Origin of the sequence: Delftia sp. GW456-R20 (assembly GCF_001622915.1) — a bacterium.
GTDB classification, from domain to species: Bacteria; Pseudomonadota; Gammaproteobacteria; order Burkholderiales; family Burkholderiaceae_C; genus Comamonas; species Comamonas acidovorans.
On the sequence record NZ_LWCN01000001.1, the window covers coordinates 39,151 to 63,577 of the forward strand.

At 64.0% G+C, this 24,427-nt stretch carries 23 protein-coding genes; 2 read left to right on the forward strand and 21 right to left on the reverse strand.

The genetic code is table 11. The features are described 5' to 3' along the window. Positions 1–16: 16 nt before the first annotated feature. The 3 genes from folP to A4F85_RS00185 all read right to left on the reverse strand — a co-directional run bounded on the left by folP (position 17) and on the right by A4F85_RS00185 (position 3,742). Positions 17–853, reverse strand: a complete 837-nt coding sequence (gene folP / locus A4F85_RS00175; RefSeq protein WP_063325288.1) for a dihydropteroate synthase — start codon at positions 851–853, stop codon at positions 17–19. 142 nt (positions 854–995) lie between these two features. Continuing rightward, positions 996–2,918: an ATP-dependent zinc metalloprotease FtsH gene (gene ftsH / locus A4F85_RS00180; RefSeq protein ID WP_016447469.1), complete on the reverse strand. Its 1,923-nt coding sequence runs from the start codon at positions 2,916–2,918 to the stop codon at positions 996–998. Positions 2,919–3,088: 170 nt separating this feature from the next. Beyond that, positions 3,089–3,742, reverse strand: a complete 654-nt coding sequence (locus A4F85_RS00185; RefSeq protein ID WP_063325289.1) for an RlmE family RNA methyltransferase — start codon at positions 3,740–3,742, stop codon at positions 3,089–3,091. A 31-nt stretch (positions 3,743–3,773) separates the two neighbouring features. Here A4F85_RS00185 and A4F85_RS00190 point away from each other — a divergent pair, with 31 nt between their 5' ends. Then, positions 3,774–4,247, forward strand: coding sequence for a YhbY family RNA-binding protein (locus A4F85_RS00190; protein WP_013801462.1), 474 nt, complete (start codon positions 3,774–3,776; stop codon positions 4,245–4,247). 13 nt (positions 4,248–4,260) lie between these two features. Beyond that, positions 4,261–5,055 (forward strand): hypothetical protein, encoded by a 795-nt coding sequence (locus A4F85_RS00195; protein ID WP_063325290.1) that lies wholly within the window; start codon positions 4,261–4,263, stop codon positions 5,053–5,055. Positions 5,056–5,132: 77 nt separating this feature from the next. On the opposite strand, the gene A4F85_RS00200 is transcribed toward A4F85_RS00195, so the two are convergent. From A4F85_RS00200 to pyrH, 18 genes are all read right to left on the reverse strand, one after another. Then, entirely contained in the window at positions 5,133–5,576 is a 444-nt protein-coding gene (locus tag A4F85_RS00200; protein ID WP_063325291.1) for a DUF4149 domain-containing protein, read from the reverse strand. A 44-nt stretch (positions 5,577–5,620) separates the two neighbouring features. Further along, entirely contained in the window at positions 5,621–6,097 is a 477-nt protein-coding gene (gene greA, locus A4F85_RS00205) for a transcription elongation factor GreA (protein WP_012206729.1), read from the reverse strand. A 254-nt stretch (positions 6,098–6,351) separates the two neighbouring features. Further along, positions 6,352–9,600 (reverse strand): carbamoyl-phosphate synthase large subunit, encoded by a 3,249-nt coding sequence (gene carB / locus A4F85_RS00210; RefSeq protein ID WP_063325292.1) that lies wholly within the window; start codon positions 9,598–9,600, stop codon positions 6,352–6,354. Next, complete coding sequence (carA, locus tag A4F85_RS00215; RefSeq protein WP_016447475.1) at positions 9,593–10,765, reverse strand: glutamine-hydrolyzing carbamoyl-phosphate synthase small subunit; 1,173 nt, start codon at positions 10,763–10,765, stop codon at positions 9,593–9,595. The genes carB and carA overlap by 8 nt, the downstream gene beginning before the upstream one ends. A gap of 174 nt (positions 10,766–10,939) precedes the next feature. Beyond that, complete coding sequence (locus A4F85_RS00220; RefSeq protein WP_063325293.1) at positions 10,940–11,731, reverse strand: TrmH family RNA methyltransferase; 792 nt, start codon at positions 11,729–11,731, stop codon at positions 10,940–10,942. A gap of 61 nt (positions 11,732–11,792) precedes the next feature. Further along, positions 11,793–12,500, reverse strand: a complete 708-nt coding sequence (rnhB, locus tag A4F85_RS00225) for a ribonuclease HII (RefSeq protein ID WP_012206733.1) — start codon at positions 12,498–12,500, stop codon at positions 11,793–11,795. Continuing rightward, complete coding sequence (lpxB, locus tag A4F85_RS00230; RefSeq protein WP_063325294.1) at positions 12,463–13,653, reverse strand: lipid-A-disaccharide synthase; 1,191 nt, start codon at positions 13,651–13,653, stop codon at positions 12,463–12,465. The genes rnhB and lpxB overlap by 38 nt, the downstream gene beginning before the upstream one ends. Positions 13,654–13,674: 21 nt before the next feature. Then, positions 13,675–14,472, reverse strand: a complete 798-nt coding sequence (gene lpxA, locus A4F85_RS00235; protein ID WP_063325295.1) for an acyl-ACP--UDP-N-acetylglucosamine O-acyltransferase — start codon at positions 14,470–14,472, stop codon at positions 13,675–13,677. 7 nt (positions 14,473–14,479) lie between these two features. Next, positions 14,480–14,920, reverse strand: coding sequence for a 3-hydroxyacyl-ACP dehydratase FabZ (gene fabZ / locus A4F85_RS00240; RefSeq protein WP_012206736.1), 441 nt, complete (start codon positions 14,918–14,920; stop codon positions 14,480–14,482). Next, positions 14,917–15,924: a UDP-3-O-(3-hydroxymyristoyl)glucosamine N-acyltransferase gene (gene lpxD, locus A4F85_RS00245; RefSeq protein WP_013801454.1), complete on the reverse strand. Its 1,008-nt coding sequence runs from the start codon at positions 15,922–15,924 to the stop codon at positions 14,917–14,919. Before lpxD ends, fabZ begins: the two co-directional genes overlap by 4 nt. 23 nt (positions 15,925–15,947) lie before the next feature. Beyond that, entirely contained in the window at positions 15,948–16,457 is a 510-nt protein-coding gene (locus tag A4F85_RS00250) for an OmpH family outer membrane protein (RefSeq protein WP_013801453.1), read from the reverse strand. Next, positions 16,457–18,754, reverse strand: a complete 2,298-nt coding sequence (bamA, locus tag A4F85_RS00255) for an outer membrane protein assembly factor BamA (protein WP_013801452.1) — start codon at positions 18,752–18,754, stop codon at positions 16,457–16,459. Before bamA ends, A4F85_RS00250 begins: the two co-directional genes overlap by 1 nt. Positions 18,755–18,799: 45 nt before the next feature. Beyond that, a complete protein-coding gene (rseP, locus tag A4F85_RS00260; protein WP_043795909.1) occupies positions 18,800–20,170 on the reverse strand; it encodes an RIP metalloprotease RseP in 1,371 nt (456 codons plus the stop codon). A gap of 82 nt (positions 20,171–20,252) precedes the next feature. Next, positions 20,253–21,431, reverse strand: a complete 1,179-nt coding sequence (gene ispC, locus A4F85_RS00265; protein WP_043819021.1) for a 1-deoxy-D-xylulose-5-phosphate reductoisomerase — start codon at positions 21,429–21,431, stop codon at positions 20,253–20,255. Beyond that, positions 21,428–22,282, reverse strand: a complete 855-nt coding sequence (locus A4F85_RS00270; protein ID WP_063325296.1) for a phosphatidate cytidylyltransferase — start codon at positions 22,280–22,282, stop codon at positions 21,428–21,430. Before A4F85_RS00270 ends, ispC begins: the two co-directional genes overlap by 4 nt. 13 nt (positions 22,283–22,295) lie before the next feature. Beyond that, positions 22,296–23,042, reverse strand: a complete 747-nt coding sequence (gene uppS, locus A4F85_RS00275) for a polyprenyl diphosphate synthase (RefSeq protein WP_034396177.1) — start codon at positions 23,040–23,042, stop codon at positions 22,296–22,298. 35 nt (positions 23,043–23,077) lie between these two features. After that, positions 23,078–23,638 (reverse strand): ribosome recycling factor, encoded by a 561-nt coding sequence (frr, locus tag A4F85_RS00280; RefSeq protein ID WP_012206744.1) that lies wholly within the window; start codon positions 23,636–23,638, stop codon positions 23,078–23,080. Positions 23,639–23,681: 43 nt separating this feature from the next. After that, positions 23,682–24,404, reverse strand: a complete 723-nt coding sequence (pyrH, locus tag A4F85_RS00285; RefSeq protein WP_012206745.1) for a UMP kinase — start codon at positions 24,402–24,404, stop codon at positions 23,682–23,684. Positions 24,405–24,427: the final 23 nt, after the last annotated feature.

A 24,427-nucleotide genomic window follows, 5' to 3' on the forward strand; every position in this document is an offset into this window, starting at 1 on the left:
AGTGCTCCTTTGTTGTTCAGTTGTTGTCGTGCATGGTCTGCCAGACCGTCAATGCCGCCACCGTATCGGCCACGTCGTGCACGCGCACCACGCGCGCACCCCGCTCCACGGCCAGCAGCGCCGCCGCCACACTGGGCACCATGCGCTGGCCCTGCGCAAGGCCACTGACCTGCCCGAGCGAGCCCTTGCGCGACCAGCCCGCCAGCAGCGGGAAGTCTAGGCCCAGCAATTCCTGCTGGCGCGCAAGCAGCGAAAAATTCTGTGCCACGCTTTTGCCGAAGCCGATGCCGTAGTCCCAGACAATGCGCTCGCGCGCCACGCCCCGGGCCAGCAGGGCATCGCTGTGCAACTGCAGGAAATCGCGCACGGCGGGCACGGCATCGCCTTGCATGGGCATGGTCTGCATGTCCTGCGGCGTGCCATGCATGTGCATGAGACAGATGCCGCAGCTCGGGTGCGCGGCCACCACCTGCTGCGCGCCCGGCTGGCGCAGCGCCCAGATGTCGTTGACGATGTCGGCCCCCAGATCCAGCACGGCCTGCATGACCTCGGGCTTGTAGGTATCGACGGAGACAGGCACGCCCAGTTTCACCGCGCCCTGCACCACGGGCAGCACGCGCCGCAATTCCTCGTCCAGCGGCACGGCCGGTGAGCCGGGCCTGGTGGACTCGCCGCCGATGTCGAGGATGTGCGCGCCTTCACCGATCAGCTGCTCTGCATGCCGCAAGGCCCGCTCCACCGTGTTGTGGCGCCCGCCGTCGGAAAACGAGTCGGGCGTCACATTGACGATGCCCATGACCAGTGGACGCTGAAGGTCTAGAACAAAGCGCGAAGTCTGCCATTGATGCGGCATGGGATTTCCTGAAGGTAGGCGCTTGCCGGACCGGGCCTCTCGCTCGGCCACCGCTGTGGGCGATTGAGCACATCCGGCAAGCAAAGCAAAAGGGCCCCTCGGGGCCCTTTGCATGGGATTGGCAGATTCTGCGGCAAGCAGATCAGGCCGTGGTGGGCGCAGGGTCGGCATCCACTGCCGGCGTGCCGCCGGACGAGTTGCCACCGTCGGACGACGGCGGGTTGCGCGGCACCCAGTCCTTGGGAGGACGCGGCTCGCGGCCGGCCATGATGTCATCGAGTTGCTCGGCGTCGATGGTTTCCCAGTCGAGCATGGCCTTGGCCATGGCATGCATCTTGTCGGAGTTGTCCTCGATCAGCTTGCGCGCCAGTCCGTACTGCTCGTCGATGATGCGGCGAACCTCTTGGTCCACCTTCTGCATCGTCTGCTCGCTCATGCTGTTGGTCTTGCTCATCGAGCGGCCCAGGAAAGGCTCGCCTTCCTGCTCCGCATAGACCATGGGACCCAGCGCGTCGGTCATGCCGTAGCGCGTGACCATGTCGCGTGCGATCTGCGTGGCCCGCTCGAAGTCGTTGCTCGCACCCGTGGTCATCTGGTTCATGAACACTTCTTCGGCAATGCGTCCACCGAACAGCATGGCGATCTGGTTGAGCATGAACTCCTTGTCGTAGGAGTAGCGGTCCTTCTCGGGCAGGCTCATCGTCACGCCCAGCGCACGGCCGCGCGGGATGATGGTGACCTTGTGCACGGGATCGCACTTGGGCAGCAGCTTGCCGATCAGCGCGTGGCCCGCCTCGTGGTAGGCCGTGTTGCGGCGCTCTTCCTCGGGCATGACCATGCTCTTGCGCTCGGGGCCCATGATGATCTTGTCCTTGGCCTTCTCGAAGTCCTGCATCTCGACGGTACGCGCATTGCGGCGCGCGGCCATCAGGGCTGCTTCGTTGCAGAGGTTGGCCAGATCGGCACCCGACATGCCGGGCGTGCCGCGGGCGATCACGCCCGGATTCACGTCCTGGCCGACAGGAATCTTGCGCATGTGCACATTGAGGATCTGCTCGCGGCCGCGGATATCGGGCAGCGTCACATACACCTGGCGGTCGAAACGGCCGGGACGCAGCAGGGCGGCATCCAGGATGTCGGGACGGTTGGTCGCAGCCACGACGATCACGCCGAGGTTGGTCTCGAAGCCGTCCATCTCGACCAGCATCTGGTTCAGGGTCTGTTCACGCTCATCGTTGCCACCGCCCAGGCCTGCGCCGCGCTGGCGACCCACGGCGTCGATTTCATCGATGAAGATGATGCAGGGTGCGTTCTTCTTGGCGTTCTCGAACATGTCGCGCACACGGGCAGCGCCCACGCCCACGAACATTTCCACGAAGTCGGAGCCCGAGATACTGAAGAACGGGACCTTGGCCTCGCCCGCAATGGACTTGGCCAGCAGCGTCTTGCCGGTACCCGGAGGCCCGACCAGCAGCAGGCCACGCGGAATGCGGCCGCCGAGCTTCTGGAATTTGTTGGGGTCCTTGAGGAAGTCCACGACTTCCTTGACCTCTTCCTTGGCTTCGTCGCAGCCTGCAACGTCGGCAAAGGTCACGGTGTTGTTGTTCTCGTCCAGCATGCGCGCCTTGCTCTTGCCGAAGCTGAAAGCACCGCCCTTGCCGCCGCCCTGCATCTGGCGCATGAAGTACACCCACACGCCGATCAACAGCAGCATGGGGCCCCAGCTGACGAGCAGGGTCATGAGGACCGAGCCTTCTTCGCGGGGCTTGACGTCGAACTTGACGTTGTTGTTGATCAGATCGCCCACGAGCCCACGATCCAGGTAGGTGGCCGTGGTGCGCACCTTGCGGTCATCGTTGGTCGTGGCCACGATCTCGGTGCCGCCGGGGCTTTCCTGGATGGTGGCGCTCTTGATGCGGTTGCTGCGCACCTCTTCCAGGAACTCGGAGTAACCGACATGGGACGCGCCGGCGCCGCCACGGGTGTCAAATTGTTTGAACACCGTAAACAGCACCATGGCGATGACCAGCCAGACGGCAATTTTTGAAAACCACTGATTGTTCAAGCGGGGCTCCAATGGGGATACAGATAAAACGACTTCCAGCGTGCTCGAAGCGTATTTGCGGTTCATTTTAGGTGTTTCAAGCTGGCTGGTCGCCTATATCCCTCTATAGCAGCCATAGCTTGAATGCGGTCTTGACCCGCGTCAGGGCCGCGCCGGGCGGCTGTGCAGAGCTACTTGAGCCCCATGCCCACCAGAAACGTCTCTGAAGACTTGTCTCGCGAGGACTTGGGCTTGATCGGCTTGACCACCTTGAAGGTCTGCCGGAACAACGCCACCAGGTCGTCGTAGGCCCCGCCGTGGAAGAGCTTCACGACCAAGGCCCCTTCAGGTTTCATATGGTGGATGGAGAAATCAACCGCCAGCTCCACCAGCAGCGCAATGCGCGCCGCATCTGTCGTACCGTTGCCCGACAGGTTCGGAGCCATGTCGGAGACCACCACATCGGCCTTGCCGCCGCCCAGCGCCTCCTGCAGTTGCGCCAGCACCGGCTCCTCACGAAAATCGCCCAGAATGAACTGCACGCCCTCGATGGGCTCCATGGGCAGCAGATCCAGCGAGATGATCCGGCCATTGAGCGCGCCCACCGCCGCGCCTTCTGGCGATAGGGAGCGGCGCACATACTGGCTCCACGCCCCTGGCGTAGAGCCCAGATCCACCACCGTGGCCCCCGGCCGGATGAGCTTGAGCTGCTCGTCTATCTCCTTGAGTTTGTAGGCCGCGCGAGCGCGGTAGCCGTCCTTCTGGGCGGCTTTGACGTAAGGATCGTTGACGTGGCTGTTGAGCCAAGCCTTGTTGACCTTCTTGCTTTTTGTTTGGACTTTCATGCTGGATTCTTTCAGCCTCGATAATACGGCCATGCCCCAAATTCAATTGACTCCCGCCGAGCGCCGGGAACACCGCGCCAACGCACACCACCTGGACCCCGTGGTCCTCATCGGAGGTGACGGCCTGACGGCTGCCGTGCAAAAGGAGGTCAACGCCGGCCTTAACGCACATGGCCTGATCAAGGTCCGTGTCTTCAACGACGACCGCGCCGCACGCGAGCAGATGTATCTGCAGCTGTGCGACGAACTTGGCGCTGCACCCATTCAACACATCGGCAAGCTGCTGGTGCTCTGGCGCCCCATGCCAGAAAAGGAAAAAGCCGTCGACGAGAACCGCATGCCCGGTCCTCGCGATGTCAAGCTGCTCAAGTTCAGCAAGCGCTCCGGCCAAAAGCCCGAGGTCAAGCAGATCCGCGTGCTGGGCAACCAGCGCCTGACGGCAGGTGGCCAGGTCAAGCGCGCCAAGCCCAAGCAAAAGTCGGTCAAGAAGCGCCAGGCAGACTGAGTCCGCCGCATCCATGACCGTAGCATCCCATGCCGCCAGCGTGGCCCAGGCCGCGCAACCGCCCTCCGCCTCCCCCTCTGCGCAGCAGCGCTTCGTGATCTGCATGAAGTGGGGCAAGAAGTACGGTCCGGAGTATGTCAACAGGCTCTACGCCATGGTGCGTCGGCATCTGAAGGGCGATTTTCGCCTTGTCTGCCTGACCGATGACGGCGTGGGGATTCGTGACGAAGTCGAATGCCTGCCCATTCCGCCGCTGAACCTGCCCGCCGGCATTCCCGAGCGTGGCTGGAACAAGCTGGCCACCTTCAGCGCCGACCTGCATGGCCTGCGCGGCACGGCGCTGTTTCTTGACGTGGACGTGGTCATCACCGGGCCGCTGGACGATTTTTTCACCGAGCCCGGCGAATTCCTGATCATCCACGACTACAAGCGTCCCTGGCGCATCACGGGCAATTCCTCGGTGTACCGCTTCGAGCTGGGTGCCCACCCCGAGGTACTGGACTACTTCCGCACGCATTTCGAAGAGATCCGCAGCAGCTTCCGCAACGAACAGGCCTACCTGTCCGACATGCTGCACAAGCAGGGCAAGCTCAAGTACTGGCCGCAGGCCTGGTGCCCCAGCTTCAAGTACCACTGCATACCCGCATGGCCGACGAACTACTGGAAGCCGCCCTTCGTGCCGGATGGTGCACGCGTGGTCATCTTCCACGGAGAATGCAACCCGCCCGACGCGTTGGCCGGCCGGCGCAATCGGCGCTTTCGCTATATCCAGCCTGCTACCTGGGTGGCCGAGCACTGGCACGAGTGAGCAGCTCGGCCCACAAAAAAACGCCCGCGCTTGTGGGCGTTTTCGTTTGGCATGGCACCGAACCGGCAGGACCGGGCTCAGGCCGTGGCCTCGGCTTTCGTTTGAGACGGACTGCCTATGCGCCACAGCACGACGAGCGCACACAGCCACTGCAGCGCATACATCACCGTGCCCACGCTGTGCCACAACTTGAGGTTGTCGCGTGCAACGATGCGCGGCGACACGCCGTACTGGACCAGAAATGCCAGCAGCATGCCTGCGATCACAAAGCCCAGACAGGCCTTGGCCCAGGGCTGCAGGACCTGCTCCTTACTGCGCCGGGACAGGACCAGCAGCAGGGCCGCGCAGGCGATGGACACCCAGGTCTGCGCAGCAAACAGCTTGGCTGCCATGAAGCCCGCGACAGCCGGCGTGGGCAATTGGGCGAACAGCATGGGTACGGCCATGAAGCCGATGGCCGACAGGCTGCCCCACCACAGGGCAGCAGCCAGCAGGGGAATGCGCTCGTACAGGTTGCTCATGGGCTTAGGCCTTCCTCAATGATCGAGGCACAGGCGCCGACGCATCAGAGGTAGCGCACCGACACCACTTCATAGCGGCGCTCGCCGCCTGGTGCCTGCACGACGGCGGTATCGCCCTCTTCCTTGCCGATCAGCGCGCGCGCGATGGGGCTGGAGACGTTGATCAGGCCCAACTTGAGGTCGGCCTCGTCCTCGCCGACGATCTGGTACTTGACCGTGTCGCCGCTGTCTTCATCCTCGAGCTCCACCGTTGCACCGAAGACCACGCGGCCACCGGCATCCACGGAAGAGGGATCGATGATCTGGGCAGCCGACAGCTTGCTCTCGACCTCGGCAATGCGGCCTTCGATGAAGCCCTGGCGGTCCTTGGCGGCCTCGTATTCGGCGTTTTCGCTCAGGTCACCCTGGGCACGTGCCTCGGCGATGGCCTGGATGATGGAGGGACGCTCCACGGTTTTCAGGCGGTGCAGTTCGTCCTTGAGCTTCTCGGCTCCGCGCTTGGTGATGGGAATGGTGGCCATTGAAAAGTCTCCATGTTCAGCGAACGCCGCGCGCTGCGCGGTTTCTTTGGTACAGGCGGGCCGGCGACTTTGCGGCTGGACCTGCACCCCAAAAGCAAACCGCCGCACGTTGCCGCGCGGCGGTTTCATCGAATGATTCGTTCCATTATGCCGTGTTTACCCACCCGAAATGGTGGGATAACCCGGCGGCACTGTCGGACAGTGCCGCTCGCTGCGCGCCATCAAAAAACAGGCGCAGCGGCAATGGAAGGATCTCAGGCAGCCTGCAGTTGGGCGTGCAATTCCTGGACCGAGTGCACGTCCATGTTGCCCATGGACTTCATGCCTTCGACGGCAGCTTCTGCACCGAAGATGGTCGTGAAGGTGGTCACACGCGCCAGCAGGGCGCTGGTGCGGATGGCACGCGAGTCGGCGATGGCGTTGCGGCGCTCCTCCACCGTGTTGATGACCATGGCGATCTCGCCGTTCTTGATCATGTCCACGATGTGGGGGCGGCCTTCGGTCACCTTGTTGACGAGCTGCACCTCGATGCCGGCCTCGGAGATGGCCGCTGCCGTACCGCGCGTGGCGCACAGCACGAAGCCCATCGCAGCCAGTTCCTTGGCCACGGCCACGGCACGCGGCTTGTCGGCGTTCTTCACGGTCAGGAAGACCTTGCCCTGGGTCGGCAGCGTGACGCCGGCGCCCAGTTGGCTCTTGACGAAGGCTTCGCCAAAGGTCTTGCCCACGCCCATGACTTCGCCGGTGGACTTCATCTCGGGGCCGAGGATGGTGTCCACGCCAGGGAACTTCACGAACGGGAAGACGGCTTCCTTGACGCTGAAGTACGGCGGCGTGACTTCCTTGGTGATGCCCTGCTGGGCCAGCGTGTCGCCGGCCATGCAGCGCGCAGCCACCTTGGCCAGCTGGATGCCGGTGGCCTTGGAGACGAAGGGCACGGTGCGCGAGGCGCGCGGGTTGACTTCCAGCACGTAGATCACGTCGCCTTCGGCCGTTTCCTTGATGGCGAACTGCACGTTCATCAGGCCGACCACGCTCAGCGCGTTGGCCATGGCGGCAGTCTGGCGCTTGATCTCGGCCACGGTCTCGGGCTTGAGGTAGTAAGGCGGCAGCGAGCAGGCGGAATCGCCCGAATGCACGCCAGCCTGCTCGATGTGCTCCATCACGCCGCCGATGAAGACGGCGCCTTCGCGGTCGCGCACGCAGTCCACATCGCACTCGATGGCGTTGGACAGGAAGTGGTCCAGCAGCACGGGCGAGTCATTGCTGACCTTGACGGCTTCGCGCATGTAGCGCTCCAGGTCGCGCTGCTCGTGCACGATTTCCATGGCACGACCACCCAGCACATAGCTGGGTCGCACGACCAGGGGGTAGCCCAGGCCGGCCGCCTTTTCCAGCGCTTCGGGCTCGGTACGGGCCGTGGCATTGGGCGGCTGGCGCAGGCCCAGCTCATGCAGCAGCTTCTGGAAGCGCTCGCGGTCTTCGGCCGCGTCGATCATGTCGGGCGTGGTGCCGATGATGGGCACGCCTTCCTTTTCAAGACCCAGCGCAAGTTTCAGGGGCGTCTGGCCGCCGTACTGCACGATGACGCCAACAGGCTTCTCGACAGCCACGACTTCGAGCACGTCTTCCAGCGTCAGCGGCTCGAAGTACAGGCGGTCCGACGTGTCGTAGTCGGTGGACACGGTCTCGGGGTTGCAGTTGACCATGATGGTTTCATAGCCGTCCTCGCGCATGGCGAGCGCAGCATGCACGCAGCAGTAGTCGAACTCGATGCCCTGGCCGATGCGGTTCGGGCCACCGCCCAGCACCATGATCTTTTTCTTGTCCGTCGGCTCGGCTTCGCACTCCTCGTCATAGGTGGAGTACATGTAGGCCGTGTCGGTGGCGAACTCGGCAGCGCAGGTGTCCACGCGCTTGAACACGGGGCGCACGCCCAGTGTCTTGCGTGCCTCGCGCACGGCCTTTTCATTGCTGTGGAGCAGCTTGGCCAGGCGACGGTCGGAGAAGCCCTTTTGCTTGAGCGTGCGCAGCGTGGTGGCGTCCAGTGCGGCCAGCGCGGCATCGCCCTTTTCCTCGTAGACCTGGTCCAGTTCGAGTTCGATCTTCACGATCTCTTCGATCTGCACGAGGAACCACTTGTCGATCTTGGTGATGTTGTGCACCTCGTCCAGCGTCCAGCCGGCAGCGAAGGCGTCGCCCACATACCAGATGCGGTCCGGACCTGGCTCGCCGAGTTCCTTTTCGAGGATTTCGCGGTCCTGGGTCTTTTCGTTCATGCCGTCCACGCCGACTTCCAGGCCGCGCAGCGCTTTCTGGAAGGATTCCTGGAAGGTACGGCCAATGGCCATGACCTCGCCCACGGACTTCATCTGCGTGGTCAGGCGGTTGTCGGCAGCGGGGAACTTCTCGAACGCGAAACGCGGGATCTTGGTGACCACGTAGTCGATCGAGGGCTCGAACGAAGCGGGAGTCTTGCCGCCCGTGATGTCGTTCTTGAGTTCGTCCAGCGTGTAGCCCACGGCCAGCTTGGCAGCGACCTTGGCGATGGGGAAGCCCGTGGCCTTGGAGGCCAGCGCCGAGGAACGCGACACGCGCGGGTTCATCTCGATGACGATCATGCGGCCGTCCTTCGGGTTCACCGAGAACTGCACGTTGGAGCCGCCCGTGTCCACACCGATCTCGCGCAGCACCGCCAGCGAGGCGTTGCGCATGATCTGGTATTCCTTGTCGGTCAGCGTCTGCGCGGGTGCCACGGTGATCGAGTCGCCGGTGTGCACGCCCATGGGGTCCAGGTTCTCGATGGAGCAGATGATGATGCAGTTGTCCGCCTTGTCGCGGACGACTTCCATCTCGTACTCCTTCCAGCCGAGCAGCGATTCCTCGATCAGCAGCTCATTGGTCGGGGACGCTTCCAGGCCGCGCTTGCAGATGGTCTCGAACTCTTCGGGGTTGTAGGCAATGCCGCCGCCCGTGCCGCCCAGCGTGAAGCTGGGGCGGATGACGGTGGGAAAGCCCATTTCCTTTTGCACGGCCCAGGCTTCGTCCATCGAATGGGCGATGCCCGAGCGTGCCGAACCCAGGCCGATGCGCGTCATCGCATCCTTGAACTTGAGGCGGTCCTCGGCCTTGTCGATGGCCTCGGGAGTTGCGCCGATCAGCTCGACCTTGTACTTGTGCAGCACGCCGTTGCGCCACAGGTCCAGCGCGCAGTTCAGCGCGGTCTGGCCGCCCATGGTCGGCAGGATGGCGTCGGGACGCTCCTTGGCGATGATCTTCTCGACCGTCTGCCAGGTGATGGGCTCGATGTAGGTGACGTCGGCCGTGGCCGGGTCGGTCATGATCGTGGCAGGGTTGCTGTTGATCAGGATGACCTTGTAGCCCTCTTCGCGCAGCGCCTTGCAGGCCTGCACGCCGGAGTAGTCAAACTCGCAGGCCTGGCCGATGACGATGGGACCGGCGCCAATGATCAGAATGCTTTTGAGGTCGGTGCGCTTAGGCATTTTTGTGTTTCTCCATCAGCGCCGTGAAGCGGTCAAACAGGTAGGCGATATCGTGCGGGCCGGGCGAAGCCTCGGGGTGGCCCTGGAAGCAGAACGCAGGCTTGTCCTTGTGCTCAAGGCCTTGCAGCGTGCCGTCGAACAGGCTGATGTGCGTGGCGCGCAGCGTGTCGGGCAGGGACTCCATCTCCACGGCAAAACCGTGGTTCTGGCTGGTGATGCTGACCCGGCCGTTGTCCAGGTCCTTGACGGGGTGGTTGGCGCCGTGGTGGCTGTTGGCCATCTTGAAGGTCTTGGCGCCAGCGGCCAGGGCCATGATCTGGTGACCCAGGCAGATGCCGAAGACGGGCTTGCCGGACTCCACCAGCTCCTTGGTGGCGGCAATGGCGTAGTCGCAGGGCTCTGGGTCGCCAGGGCCGTTGGACAGGAAAACGCCGTCGGGGTTGAGTGCCAGCACATCCTTGGCGGGCGTCTTGGCCGGCACCACGGTCAGCTTGCAGCCGCGCTCGGCCAGCATGCGCAGGATGTTGAACTTCACGCCGAAGTCATAGGCCACCACATGGAAACGCGGGGCCTGCTGCTGGCCGTAGCCTTCGCCCAGCTTCCACTCGGTTTCCGTCCATTCGTACTGCTGGGCTGCGCTCACCACCTGGGCCAGATCCAGGCCCTTCATGCTGGGGGCCGCCTTGGCCGCAGCCAGTGCCTCGTCGATGCGCGCCTGGGTCACTTCTTCGCCAGCGGCCAAACCGACGATGGCGCCGTTTTGTGCGCCCTTGTCGCGCAGCAGCCGTGTGAGCTTGCGCGTGTCGATGTTGGCAATCGCCACCGTGCCGCTGCGCGTGAGGTAGTCGGGCAGGGTCTCGGACTTGCGGAAGTTGCTGGCCAGCAGCGGAAGGTTCTTGATGATCAGGCCCGCCGCATGGACCTTGCCAGCCTCGACATCCTCTGCGTTGACGCCGTAGTTGCCGATGTGCGGATACGTGAGCGTCACGATCTGCTGGCAGTAGCTGGGGTCGGTGAGGATTTCCTGGTAGCCGGTGATTGCCGTGTTGAAAACGACTTCACCAACCGTGGTGCCTTGCGCACCGATCGAGTTGCCAACAAAGACCGTGCCGTCTGCGAGCGCCAGGATGGCGGATGGGAATGCTCCCTTGAGAGACAAAAGCACTGGGTTCTCCGGTTCTAATTACGGTTACGCCCAGCGTGCCGCACGGACGGATCCGGGCGGGTTATAGCTTGTCTGCAGGGGGTGGCGAGGAAGCGTCGCTAGGCGTAGTGTGGAATGCTTGAAAGCCGCCCATTATAGGCTGGTCGTGCTTCAGCCTCCTGACAGGAGGCGGGATTACCCTTGACGTGAGCCGGCACTCACGCTGCTTGCGTGCAGGCATATCGCCGCTGCAGCAGCCACGTTCAGCGACTCCTCACCGCCCGGCTGGCCGATGCGCACATGCTGCGCTGCCCGCTGCATCAGCGCCTCGCCAACGCCCTGCCCTTCATGGCCCATGGCCCAGGCACAAGGCCAGGGCAGCGCGGCATTTTGGATCAGTTCGCCCTGGTGGGAACTGGTCACGATCAGGGGCAAGCCAAGCGCATCCAGGTCTTCGGGCGAGGCCGACTCGACCAGTTGCAGACCGAAATGCGCCCCCATGCCGGCGCGCAGCACCTTCTGGCTCCACAGCGCAGCCGTGCCCTTCAAGGCCACGACCTGGCTGAAACCGAAGGCAGCGGCACTGCGCAGGATGGAGCCCACGTTGCCTGCGTCCTGCACGCGGTCCAACACCACCGTGGCCACGCCGGCACGGATGACCGCCGATGCCTGCCAGTCCATCAGAAAACCGATGCGCGCCGGGGACTCCAGGCCGCTGACTTCGGCAAACAGGGCATCTGCCAGCACCACGCACTTGCCTGCGCCCTGCACCCATTCCAGCGGCACCAGCGGCCAGAAGGATTCGGCCACCACGGCCACGGAGGGCTGCATGCCACGCGCCAGCGCGGCACGGCACAGATGGTCCCCCTCCAGCCAGACACGCCCTTGCTTGCGGTAGGCCCCACTGTCCTGGACAAGCCTTCGCAAATCCTTGACCAGGACGTTGTCACGGGACTGGATCAATGTGGCGGCGGGTTGTCGGCTCATGGTGAGGCTTTCGGGCAAAGGGAACAGCGCGCCACGGGCGCAGAAAGAAACGGCAAGGCGCTCAGGCCGACAGCAGCAAGGCTTGCGCGCCCTGCGCCGCAGCTGCCACGCGGGCAGCGGCCAGGGGCTCGGCCATGCGGGCAATGCTCACGACGTGGGCCACCGGCGCGAAGGTTCGCCGGTGCTCCTCGCAGGCACCGTGCAGGCGCAGCGCCGCAAGGTGGGCCGCCGTGCCGTAGCCCTTGTGGCCGTCGAAACCGTATTCCGGATATTGCTCATGCAGCCGTTCGCACCAGCGGTCGCGCGTGACCTTGGCCAGAATGGAGGCGGCCGAGATGGCCTGCACCAGCGAGTCCCCCTTGACGATGGCCTCGGCCTGCACATCCAGCACGGGCAGCTGGTTGCCATCCACCAGCACGAGCACCGGCTTCAGGCGCAGGCCCAGTACCGCGCGGCGCATGGCCAGCAGCGTGGCCTGCAGGATGTTCAGGCGATCAATCTCCTCGACCGAGGCCTCGGCAATGCTGCAGCACAGCGCCTTGGCACGGATCTCGTCATAGAGTGCCTCGCGGCGCGCAGCCGTGAGCTTCTTGGAATCGTTCAGGCCCTCGATGGGATTGAGATCGTCAAGAATGACAGCAGCGGCCACGACAGGGCCGGCCAACGGGCCGCGGCCCGCTTCGTCCACGCCCGCAACCAACCCCGGCGGATGCCAGGGCAGGCACGCCTGTTCAGGCGGCAGTGGGGGCAATGATTTTCTCGATCGCATGGGCGGCCAGTTCGGCAGTATCGCGCCGCAATTCATGGTGCAGCGCTGTGAAGCGCTGTACCAGCGCCTCGACGGTTGAAGGGGAATGTTCGCACGCCTGCAGCCATTGCAGCACAGCCGCGCTCAGCGCCTGGGGCGTTGCCGCATCCTGGATCAGCTCGGGCACGACGAAATCGCCGCACAGGATGTTGGGCAGGCCCACCCAGGGCTGCAACTGCTTGCCACGCATCAGGCGCCAGCTCCAGGGGTGCATGTTGTAGCCGATCACCATGGGACGCTTGTACAACGCGGCTTCCAGCGTGGCTGTGCCGCTGGCGATCAACGTCACGTCGCAGGCTGCCAATGCATCATGGGACTGGCCGCGCACGATGTGCAGCGACGAGGCCATGCCGGACTCCTGGGCAATGCGCCGCAACTCGTCCAGTTGCGAAGGCACGGCAGGCACTACTATTTTAATAGCTGGCAGCGCCTTCCGGACCAAAGCTGCAGCCTGAAAGAAACGGGCTGCAAGATAGCGGATTTCGGAGCGTCGGCTGCCGGGCAGCACGGCCAGCACCAGACCATCTTCCGGCAGACCCAGCCGACGGCGCGCGGCGGCACGGTCGGGCTGCAGCGGAATCACGCTGGCCAGGGGATGGCCCACGTAGGTGGCATCTATGCCGTGGCGGGCCAGCAACTCGGGCTCGAAGGGAAAGATGCACAGCACATGGTCGGCCGCATGCCGGATTTTCTCGACGCGATCGGCACGCCAGGCCCAGATCGAGGGGCAGACGAAATGCACGGTCTTGATGCCCGCAGCCCGCAGATCGGTCTCCAGGCCCAGGTTGAAGTCGGGCGCATCGATGCCGACAAAAACGGCTGGCGGCTGCTTGAGCAGGCGCTGGCGCAACTGCCGGCGGATGTTCAGAATCTCGGCCAGTCGGCGAAACACTTCCCAGCTGTAGCCATGCACGGCCAGCCGCTCGCAGGACCACCATGCCTCAAAACCGCGCTGCTGCATTTGGGGCCCGCCGATGCCAAAGGCCGAAGCCTCGGGCCAGCGGGCCTGCAGCCCACCCAGGAGCAAGGACGCCAGCAGGTCGCCTGAGGTTTCCCCGGCGACCATGGCAATCGATGGACTCAGGCGCGCCAATGGCGCCGCGTTCTCTGTCATGCCGTCCTTTCGCGCGCCGGATCAGCGCGCAATGCCCCGGGTCGAAGCGGCCAGAAAATCCAGCATCAGCGATACATCGGCAGCGGCCTCGGGCTGCTCGCCAGCCAGCGCTCCAATGGCGTCGCGCGCGGCCTCCAGGGTCAGCCCCTGGCGATACAGCAGACGGTGCATCTGCTTGATGGCCTGGATACGCTGCGGCCCGAATCCGCGCCGGCGCAGGCCTTCGATATTGAAGCCACGCACGGCCAGGGGATTGCCATCCACCATCATGAAGGGCGGCACATCCTGCGAGATATGGCTGGCAAAGCCCGCCATGGCATGGGCGCCCACCTTGGTGAACTGGTGCACGCCCGTCAGGCCGCCCAGGATCACATGGTCGCCCACATGCACGTGGCCGGCCAGGGTGGCGTTGTTGGCCAGGATGGTGTGGCTGCCCACGACGCAGTCGTGGGCCACATGCACATAGGCCATGATCCAGTTGTCGTCGCCGATGGTCGTGACACCCTGGTCCTGCACGGTGCCCGCATTGAAGGTGCAGAACTCGCGCACCGTGTTGCGGTCACCGATGACAAGCCGCGTGGGCTCGCCTGCGTACTTCTTGTCCTGGGGCTGCGCGCCCAGGGACGCGAACTGGAAAATCCGGTTGTCGCAACCAATGCGGGTATGGCCTTCGACAACGCAATGCGCGCCAATCGTGGTGCCGGCGCCGATTTCCACATGCGGCCCGATGACGGCATAGGGGCCGACCGACACCGATGAATCCAGCTGTGCAGCGGAATCTATCAGTGCCGTGGGATGGATGCGTTCAATGCCAGCCATGCGCCCGTCAGCCCACGTTGCGCATGGTGCACATCAGCTCGGCTTCGCAGGCCACTTCGTCCTCGACGCGGGCCACGCCCTTGAACTTCCAGATGCCGCCGCGAACGCGGTCGATGGTGATCTCCAGCACCAGCTGGTCGCCCGGCTCCACGGGGCGCTTGAAGCGCGCACCGTCGATGCCCACGAAGTAGTAGATGTTGTTTTCGTCGGGAACCTGGCCCATGGCATCGAAGGCCAGCAGGCCGGCAGCCTGCGCCAGCGCCTCCAGGATGAGCACGCCCGGCATGACGGGACGGCCTGGGAAATGGCCCATGAAATAGGGCTCGTTGAACGTGACGTTCTTGATCGCCTTGATGCGTGTATTGCGCTCAAGCTCCGTGACCTTGTCCACCAGCAGGAAGGGGTAGCGGTGGGGCAGTTGCTTGAGAATTGCGTGAATATCCATCATTGCGTTCCGTTATGGCCTTGATCCGCCGATTGCTGCAGTTGCCGCTCCAGGGCCTTGATGCGATCGCGCATGGAGTGCAGCTGCTTCAGCGTCGCAGCATTTTTTTCCCATTTGGCGTTTTCATCCACGGGAAACATGCCCGTGTAAACACCTGATTGTGTCAGCGAACGGGTCACTACCGTCGCTGCCGAAATATGCACCCTGTCGGCCAGCTGCAGATGGCCCAGCACGATGGCGCCGCCTCCCACGGTGCAATGCGCGCCAATGCGCGCGCTGCCGGCCACCCCCACGCAACCGGCCATGGCCGTATGCTTGCCGACGTGCACGTTGTGACCGATCTGGATCAGGTTGTCGAGCTTGACCCCGTCCTCGATCACCGTGTCGTCCAGCGCTCCGCGGTCTATGCAGGTATTGGCGCCGATTTCCACATCGTCGCCGATCCGCACGCCACCGAGCTGCTCGATCTTCACCCATGCTCCGTTCTCGGGCGCAAACCCGAAGCCATCCGCTCCCAGCACCACGCCGGAATGCAGCAGACAGCGCGCGCCCACATGGCAGTTCTCGCCAATGGTGACGCGCGACTTGAGCACGGTGTGGGCACCGATGGTGGCACCCTCTTCAACCACGCAGAGCGGGCCGATCGTGGCAGAGGCATCAACGATGGCACTCTCGTGCACCACCGCGCTTGGATGGATACCGGCCGGCGCCACAGACCTGCAGTTCCGCTTCCACCACTGCGTGGCCCTGGCGAAGTAGGCATACGGGTCAGGGACCACGATGCAGGCACCCCGCTGCTGCGCCAGCTCACGCATGGCGGGCGCCACAATAACGCAGGCCGCCTCGGAGGCGGCCAGTTGCTGGCGGTAGCGGGGGTTGCTCAGAAAACTGAGATCCCCGGCCCCGGCGGAATCCAGCGGCGCGATGCGGGAGATGGGCATCTCCCTTTCGCCACCGACCAGTTCGCCACCGAGTGCATCGAGGATCTGACCCAACAATACGCTCACGGCATGCAGCCCTGGACGCTGGCTTACTTGCCGCCGCCGTTCAGCGCCTTGATCACTTTGTCAGTGATGTCGTACTTGGGGTTGATGTAGACGGCTTCCTGGAGGATGACGTCGTACTTCTCGGATTCGGCCACTTGCTTGACCACCTTGTTGGCGCGCTCCAGCACTTGGGCCAGTTCCTCGTTCTTGCGGGAGTTCAGGTCTTCCTGGAACTCACGGCGCTTGCGCTGGAACTCGCGATCCTGGTCCACCAGCTGACGCTGACGGGAGACGCGCTGGCTTTCGGCCATGGTGGGCGCTTCACGCTCGAACTTCTCCGAAGCGCTCTTGAGCGTATTGCCCTGGTCGACCAGTTCCTTCTCACGCTTGGAGAATTCCTGCTCCAGCTTGGACTGCGCAGCCTTGGCCGTCGACGCTTCACGGAAGATGCGGTCCGTGTTCACAAAGCCGGCCTTGAACTCTTGAGCGTGCGCAGAAACAGCCATGGCGCCAAGCAGCACAGCCAGGGAAAAATGGCTAGATAGAGATTTCATTAGAAAGAGGTTCCGATTTGGAATTGCAGTCGCTGGATTTTATCCCCGGTCTGCTTGCGGATGGGTTGAGCAAAGGCGAGACGCAGGGGGCCCAGCGGGGAAATCCAGCTGATGCCCAGGCCCGTGGAAGCCCGCAGCTCCCCGAGATCGAAGTTCTCGTTGGCCCCGTAGACATTGCCCACATCGAGGAATGTAAAAAGACGCAAAGTCCTGTCATTGCCGGCACCGGGGAAGGGAATCATGAACTCTGCGTTCAAGGTCACCTTCTTGGAGCCGCCAAGCGCCAGGTTTTCCTTGGTGTCGCGCGGACCCAGCGAGCCCTGCTCGAAGCCACGCACCGAACCCAGGCCACCCGAGAAGAAGTTCTTGAACAGCGGGAACGGACGGCCATTGAGGCCCTTGCCGTAGCCCAGTTCACCGTTCAGTGCCAGCGTGTACTTCTTGCTCAGCGGAATGTACTGCTGGATCTGGTAGTTGGCGCGCACATAGCGGGCCTCGCCACCCACCGACCACTCGGTGTTCAGGCGCTGGTAGAGACCGGAGTTGGGCGCCAGCGCGCTGTCACGGCTGTCGCGTGACCAGCCCAGGGTCAGCGGTATGCCCGTGTTGGAGTAGCCGTACTTGTCGGCATAGTCCTTGTACGCCTGAGGCAGGTAGGTGCCGGGCTTGATTTCGGAGCGCTCCACGCCGCCACCGAAATACACCGTGTCGATCTCGCTGAAGGGCACGCCAAAGCGAACGCTGCCGCCCGAGGTGACGATCTTGTAGGCCGCATCGTCGTAGTAGGGACGGTCAGTGCGGTAGTACAGGTCGTAGGTGCGCGAGATGCCGGTGTCCGTGAAGTACGGATCCGTGGTGGACAGCACCATGGTGCGACGGTACTTGCTGGTGTTCACGTCCACGCCCAGGTAGTTGCCCGAACCGAACACGTTTTCCTGCTTGATGCCGAACGACAGCGAAACCTTTTCAGCGCTGGAAAAACCAGCGCCCAGCTGCAGCGAACCCGTGGGCTTTTCAGCCACCGAGATGACCAGATCCACCTGGTCGGGCGAACCCGCCACTTCCTGGGTTTCGACGTTGACCTCGGTGAAGAAGCCCAGGCGGTCCACACGGTCGCGCGACAGGCGGATCTTGTCGCCGTCATACCAGGAGGCCTCGTACTGGCGGAATTCGCGGCGGATCACTTCGTCGCGCGTGCGGTTGTTGCCACTGAGATTGATGCGTCGCACATAAGCGCGGCGAGAAGGCTCGGCGTGCAGCACCAGGGCCACGCGGTTGGTTGCACGGTCGATGTCCGGCACGGCCTCGACGCGTGCAAAGGCAAAGCCGAAGTTGCCGAAGTGCTCGGTGAAGGCCTTGGTCGTCGCCGTGACCTGGTCGGCGTTGTAGGGCTCGCCGGGCTTGATCTTGACCAGGGACTTGAATTCGTCGTCGCGGTCGAGGTAGTTGCCCTCCAGCTTGACGCCGGAGACCACGAAGCGCTCGCCTTCATGGATGTTCAGGGTCAGCGAGATGGTCTGCTTGTCGGGCGAGATGGCCACCTGGGTGGAGTCCACGCGGAACTCCAGGTAGCCACGCTGCAGGTAGTACGAGCGCAGCGTTTCCAGGTCGGCGTTGAGCTTGTTGCGCGCATAGCGGTCCGACTTGGTGTACCAGCTCATCCAGTTGCCGGTGTCCTGATCGAACAGGTCCTTGAGCGTGGATTCGCTGAAGGCCTTGTTGCCGACGATGTGGATCTCGTTGATGCGGGCCGGATCGCCCTCGGTCACCGTGAAGGTCAGGTTCACGCGGTTGCGCTCGATGGGCGTGACCGTGGTGACGACTTCCGCGCCATAAAGGCTGCGGTTGATGTACTGGCGCTTGAGCTCCTGCTCCGCGCGGTCGGCAAGTGCCTTGTCGAACGGACGACCCTCGGCCAGGCCCACATCGCGCATGGCCTTTTGCAGGGTTTCCTTGTCGAATTCCTTGGTGCCGGCGAAGTTCACCTCGGCGATGGTCGGGCGTTCTTCGACGACGACAACGAGCACATTGCCATTGGCTTCGAGGCGGATGTCCTTGAACAATCCCAGCGCGAACAGCGAGCGGATCGCAGCTGCGCCCTTGTCATCGTCATACTGGTCGCCCACGCGCAGCGGGATGGATGCGAAGACCGTGCCCGGCTCCACGCGCTGCAGGCCTTCGATGCGGATGTCCTGTACCCGGAAGGGCTCCAGCGCCCAGGCTGCATTGGCAGCCAAAACCATGGCAGCCAGGGTCGATGCAGCGCGCACGCCCAGGCGATTGATACGTTTAGTCATGAATGGATTTGCCGCCGCTGCGGCTTGCCGAAAACGGCTGAAAAGTTAGCCCCAAAGCCGGTTGATATCGTTGAAAAAGGCGACGGACATCATCATCATCAAAACCGCCACGCCTGCACGCTGCAAGCGCCCGGCCCAGACTTCCGACACGCTTCGGCCAGTCACGCCCTCCCAAAGATAATACATCAGGTGCCCGCCATCGAGCACCGGCAGGGGGAGCAAGTTGAGAACCCCCAGGCTGATGCTTATCAGCGCCAGGAACGAGAGGTATTGAACCAGGCCCATGCTGGCCGAGCGCCCCGCATAGTCGGCAATGGTCAAGGGGCCGCTGATGTTCTTGAGCGATGCCTCGCCTATCACCATGCGGCCCATCATGCGCAGCGTCAGCGACGACAGCTCCCAGGTGCGCTGCACGCCAGCCCACAGGCCTTCCAGCGGACCGCGCTGCACCAGAGCCATCTCGGGAGCACTGCCGATGTAGGCACTGATGCGGGCAATGCTCTCCTTGCCATCTTCCGAGCGGCCCAGATCGGGCAGCACGGGGATCTGCAGTTGCCTGCCATCGCGCTCCACCAGCCAGACCTGCTGCTGGACCTGGCCCGATGCACCCATCTTGCGGATGAGATTGCGCAGTTGGGTGCCGTCATCCACCGGGGTGCTGCCCACGCGCAGCACCAGGTCGCCCTGGCGCAAGCCGGCCTTTTCGGCGGCACCACCGGCAATTACCTTGTCCAGCACGGGCTGCGTCCAGGGCCCCAGCAGGCCCAGGCGCTCGAAGAAGGCGGCATCGGGCTCGCCCTGCACCTGCCCGGCCAGCGCCAGCCGCAGTTCGGACGGAGCGGTGCGACGGCCCTGGAGCACTTCCATGCGCACCGACTCGTCATCGAGCGCGGCGCGCGTCAGTGTCCAGCGCAGATCATTGATGGAGCGGACCTCTTCCCACTCCTGGTCGCCCAAGGCGATGCGCAGCACGCGATCACCGCCCTGCACGCCCGCCATCTGCAGCACCGTGCCCGCCGGCGGCGTGGCCAATCGCGCCACGGGCTCCTGCATGCCCATCCAATTGACGATGGCCAGCAGCGCAATGGCCAGCACGAGATTGGCCACCGGGCCTGCCGCCACGATGGCCGCACGTGACCGCAGCGGCTGGGTGTTGAATGCCAGATGGCGCTGATCGGCAGGGACTTCGCCCTCACGCTCGTCGAGCATGCGCACATAGCCGCCAAGCGGCAGTGCACCGATGACGAACTCCGTGTCCGAACCTTTGCGCTTCCAGCGCAGGATGGGGCGACCGAAGCCGACGGAAAACCGAAGCACCTTCACGCCGCAGGCCACAGCGACGCGGTAGTGGCCCCACTCGTGGACGGCAATCAGCACGCCCAGCGCGACCACGAATGCAACTACGGTCAGCAACAATTGATACTCCTTTGAATCCAATGCGCACCTGGATACCGCCGCAGGCCCACCGAGAAACCCGGTCTGGCCCGCGAAGCCGGCATTACAGCTGCCACTGCCGCGCCACGGTGTGCGCGATTTCGCGGGCCTGGGCGTCCAGGGCCAGCAGGTCGTCCAGGCTGCCCAGTGTAGGCGGCAGCAAGGTTTCGAGAGTGCGCAAATTCACAGCGTGGATACGGTCAAATGCCAGGCGTCGCTCCAGGAAGGCGGCAACGGCGACTTCATTGGAAGCATTGAGAACCGCCGTAGTTCCCTCGCTGGCGAGCAGCGCCTGCCAGGAAAGGTGCAGGCCCGGAAAGCGCACGGCATCCGCCTCTTCAAAGGTCAGGGCCGACAGCTTCGCGAAATCCAGGGGCGCCGCGCCGCTGGCGATGCGCCGGGGCCAGGCCAGGCCGCAGGCGATGGGCACGCGCATGTCGGGCGTGCCCAGTTGTGCCAGCACCGAGGCATCCTTGAACTGCACCATGGAGTGCACGATCTGCTGCGGATGGATGACGACCTTGATCTTGTCGGGAGCCATGTCGAACAGCCAGCGTGCCTCGATGACCTCCAGCGCCTTGTTCATCATGGTCGCCGAGTCCACGGAGATCTTGCGCCCCATGGAGAAGTTCGGGTGCGCGCAGGCCTGCTCCGGCGTGATCTCGGACAAGGTGGCCGGATCGCGCAGGCGAAAGGGTCCGCCCGACGCCGTGAGCAGCAGACTGTCCACGCGATCGGGCCAGCTGGCTCGGTCTTCCGGCAGGCACTGGAAAATGGCCGAATGCTCGCTGTCTATGGGCAGCAGAGTCGCGCCGTGGCGCTTGACCGTGTCCATGAACAGTGCGCCGCCAACGACCAGAGCCTCCTTGTTGGCCAGCAACAGGCGCTTGCCCGCGCGCGCGGCCGCCAGGCAAGGCGCAAGGCCCGCCGCACCGACGATGGCAGCCATGACGGCATCGACCTCGGGATGCGAGGCGATCTGCTCCAGCGCGTCTGGCGACTGCAGCACTTCGGTCGCCAGCCCATTGCTGCGCAGCTGCTCAGCCAGCAGCTTCGCGTGTGGCGCGCTGGCCATGACGGCATAGGCGGGCTTGAATTCGGCGCACTGGCGCAGCATCAGGTCCACTTGCGTGGCCGCGCTGAGTGCAAAGACCTCGTAGTGCTCGCGGTGGCGCGCCACCACGTCCAGCGTATTGGTACCGATGGAGCCCGTGGAGCCCAGGACGGTGATTTTCTGCTTCATGAATGCGCGAAAGAGGAAAGCATCATGGCCAGCGGCAGGGTCGGCAGCAGGGCATCGACGCGATCAAGCACACCGCCATGGCCGGGCAGCAAACCACTGCTGTCCTTGACGCCCACGCTGCGCTTGACCAGGGATTCGACCAGGTCGCCGACCACGCTCATCGCGGCCATGAACACAACCGCCAGCAGCAGGAACCAGGCCCCGCGCGCCAACAGCAACGAATAGAAACTGGGCACGGCCACCGCGTAGTGGCGGTCCGCCCAGACCCAGGCCAAGGCCAGCACCAGCACGCCGGCCATGCCGCCCCACACGCCTTCCCAGCTCTTGCCGGGACTGATGGACGGCGCGAGCTTGGACTTGGTGAATTTCAGGCCCAGGGTCCGGCCTGCGAAATATGCAAAGACATCGGCCACCCAGACCAGCACCAGCACCGACAGCAGGAAGTTGATGCCCATCATGCGTGCCTGCACCACGGCCACCCAGGCCAGCCACAGGGCCAGCACTCCGCCGACCAGTCGCACAGGCCCCGCAATGCGCGGCCAGCCGGCCACGCCTGCGCGCAGCAGTGCCGCGCCGCCCAGCACCCAGGCGGAGCCAGCGACCACCCAGACCGCGGTCAGGGGACGCTCCAGCCAGCCCGCGGCCCAGGTTCCCACGCACATCGCCGTGCAGATGGCACCTATGCCGATGGCACCAGCGGAGCCAAAGCCGTTGAGACGGCCCCATTCCCAGGCACCCGCCGCCATGAGCACGAGCACCACCACGGCGAACGGAACGCCCGTCGGATAGAACAGCGCAGGCAGCAAGATGGCCAGCAGGATCAGGGCGGTGATGACTCGCTGCTTGAGCATGGCTCCCCCTTGTTCAGGTCGTCTGTTGATGGGACGACTTCGATTGTGATTGGTGTACTTGCGCGGAGGTCTGGCCGAAGCGCCGCTCGCGCGAAGTGAAGGCGGCAATGGCCTCGTCCAGGCAGGCCTCGTCGAAATCAGGCCACAGGCTGGCACTGAAGAAGAGCTCTGAATACGCGGCCTGCCACAACAGGAAGTTGCTGATGCGCATCTCCCCGCCAGTGCGGATCAGCAGGTCCGGGTCGGGCACATGGGCCAGCGCGAGTGCGCGGTCCAGGCTCTGCGGGGTGATGGGCTCGCCCTGCTCTGCCAGCCGGGCTGCGGCCTGGGCAATGTCCCAGCGCCCGCCGTAGTTGAAGCAGACATTGAGCACCAGGCGGTTGTTGTGTGCGGTGACCTGCTCGGCCTGGGCCAGGCCTGCGCACACTTTCTCGCTCAGGCCACTGCGGTCGCCGATGAAGTGCAGGCGCACGCCATCGCGGCTCAGTTGCTGCACTTCCTTGGCAAGGGCATTGGCCAGCAGGCCCATGAGACCGGAAACCTCCTCTTCGGGGCGGTTCCAGTTCTCGGAAGAGAAAGCGAAGACGGTCAGGACCTGCACGCCGCGCTGGACGCAGGCGCGGGCACAGCGGCGCAGCGATTCCACGCCCTGCTTGTGGCCGGCCAGTCGCGGCAGAAAGCGGCGATTGGCCCAGCGTCCATTGCCATCCATGATGACGGCAATATGGCGCGGCACCGCTCCGGAGTCTTGGTTTGTCAAAGGTACGGACCCTGAGGCAAGCGAGGCAGAACGCCTCAGACCGCCATGATGTCTTGTTCCTTGGCAGCCACCAGCGCGTCGATCTCGGTGATGTGCTTGTCGGTCATCTTCTGGACATCGGCTTCGCAACGCTTTTGGTCGTCTTCCGAGGCTTCCTTGTCCTTGACCAGCTTCTTGACGGCTTCGTTGGCGTCGCGGCGCAGGTTGCGCACGGCGATCTTGGAAGCTTCGCCTTCGTTGCGGGCCAGCTTGGTCATTTCCTTGCGGCGTTCCTCGCTCATCGGAGGCATGGGCACGCGGATCAGATCGCCCAGCGAGGCAGGGTTCAGACCCAGATCGCTTTCGCGAATGGCCTTCTCCACCTTGGCGGACATGCTCTTTTCCCAGGGCTGCACGCTGATGGTGCGCGCATCGAGCAGGTTCACGTTGGCCACCTGGGACAGCGGCACCATGGAGCCGTAGTAATCCACATGGATGGAGTCCAGCAGCGAGGGGTTGGCACGGCCGGTACGCACACGCGCAAGATTGTTCTTGAGCGCTTCGATGGACTGGCCCATCTTGGACTCGGTGGTCTTCTTGATGTCTGCAATCGTCATGTTCTTGTTCCTTGAAGAGCTGTGAAACGCGGGATCAAAACGCTCAAGCGTACACCAGCGTGCCCTCATCCTCGCCCATGACCACGCGCTTGAGCGCGCCGGGCTTGATGATGGAGAACACCCGGATCGGCAGCTTCTGATCGCGGCACAGCGCAAAGGCAGTGGCGTCCATGATGCCCAGGTTGCGCGAAATGGCCTCGTCGAAAGCCAGCTTGTGATAGCGGGTCGCGTTGGGATTCTTCATCGGGTCGTCGGTGTAGACACCATCGACCTTGGTGGCCTTGAGCACCACTTCGGCACCGATCTCCGCGCCGCGCAGTGCCGCGGCCGTATCGGTCGTGAAGAACGGGTTGCCGGTGCCGGCGGCGAACACCACCACCTTGCCCTCTTCGAGATACTGCAGGGCCTTGGGGCGCACATAGGGCTCCACGACCTGCTCGATGGCAATGGCCGACATGACACGGGCGATGAGGCCCTGCTTGTCCATGGCATCGGCCAGGGCCAGGGCATTCATCACGGTGGCCAGCATGCCCATGTAGTCAGCGGTGGCGCGGTCCATTCCGACCGAACCACCAGCCACGCCACGGAAAATATTCCCTCCACCGATCACCACGGCCACCTGGACACCCACGCGGGTGACTTCGGCGATTTCGGAGACCATGCGCTCGATGGTGGCACGGTTGATGCCGAACGAGTCGTCGCCCATGAGCGCCTCACCGGACAGCTTGAGCAGGATGCGCTTGTGGGCCGGTGCGGCGTTGGACATGGTGTTTCTCCGAAAGGTGGATG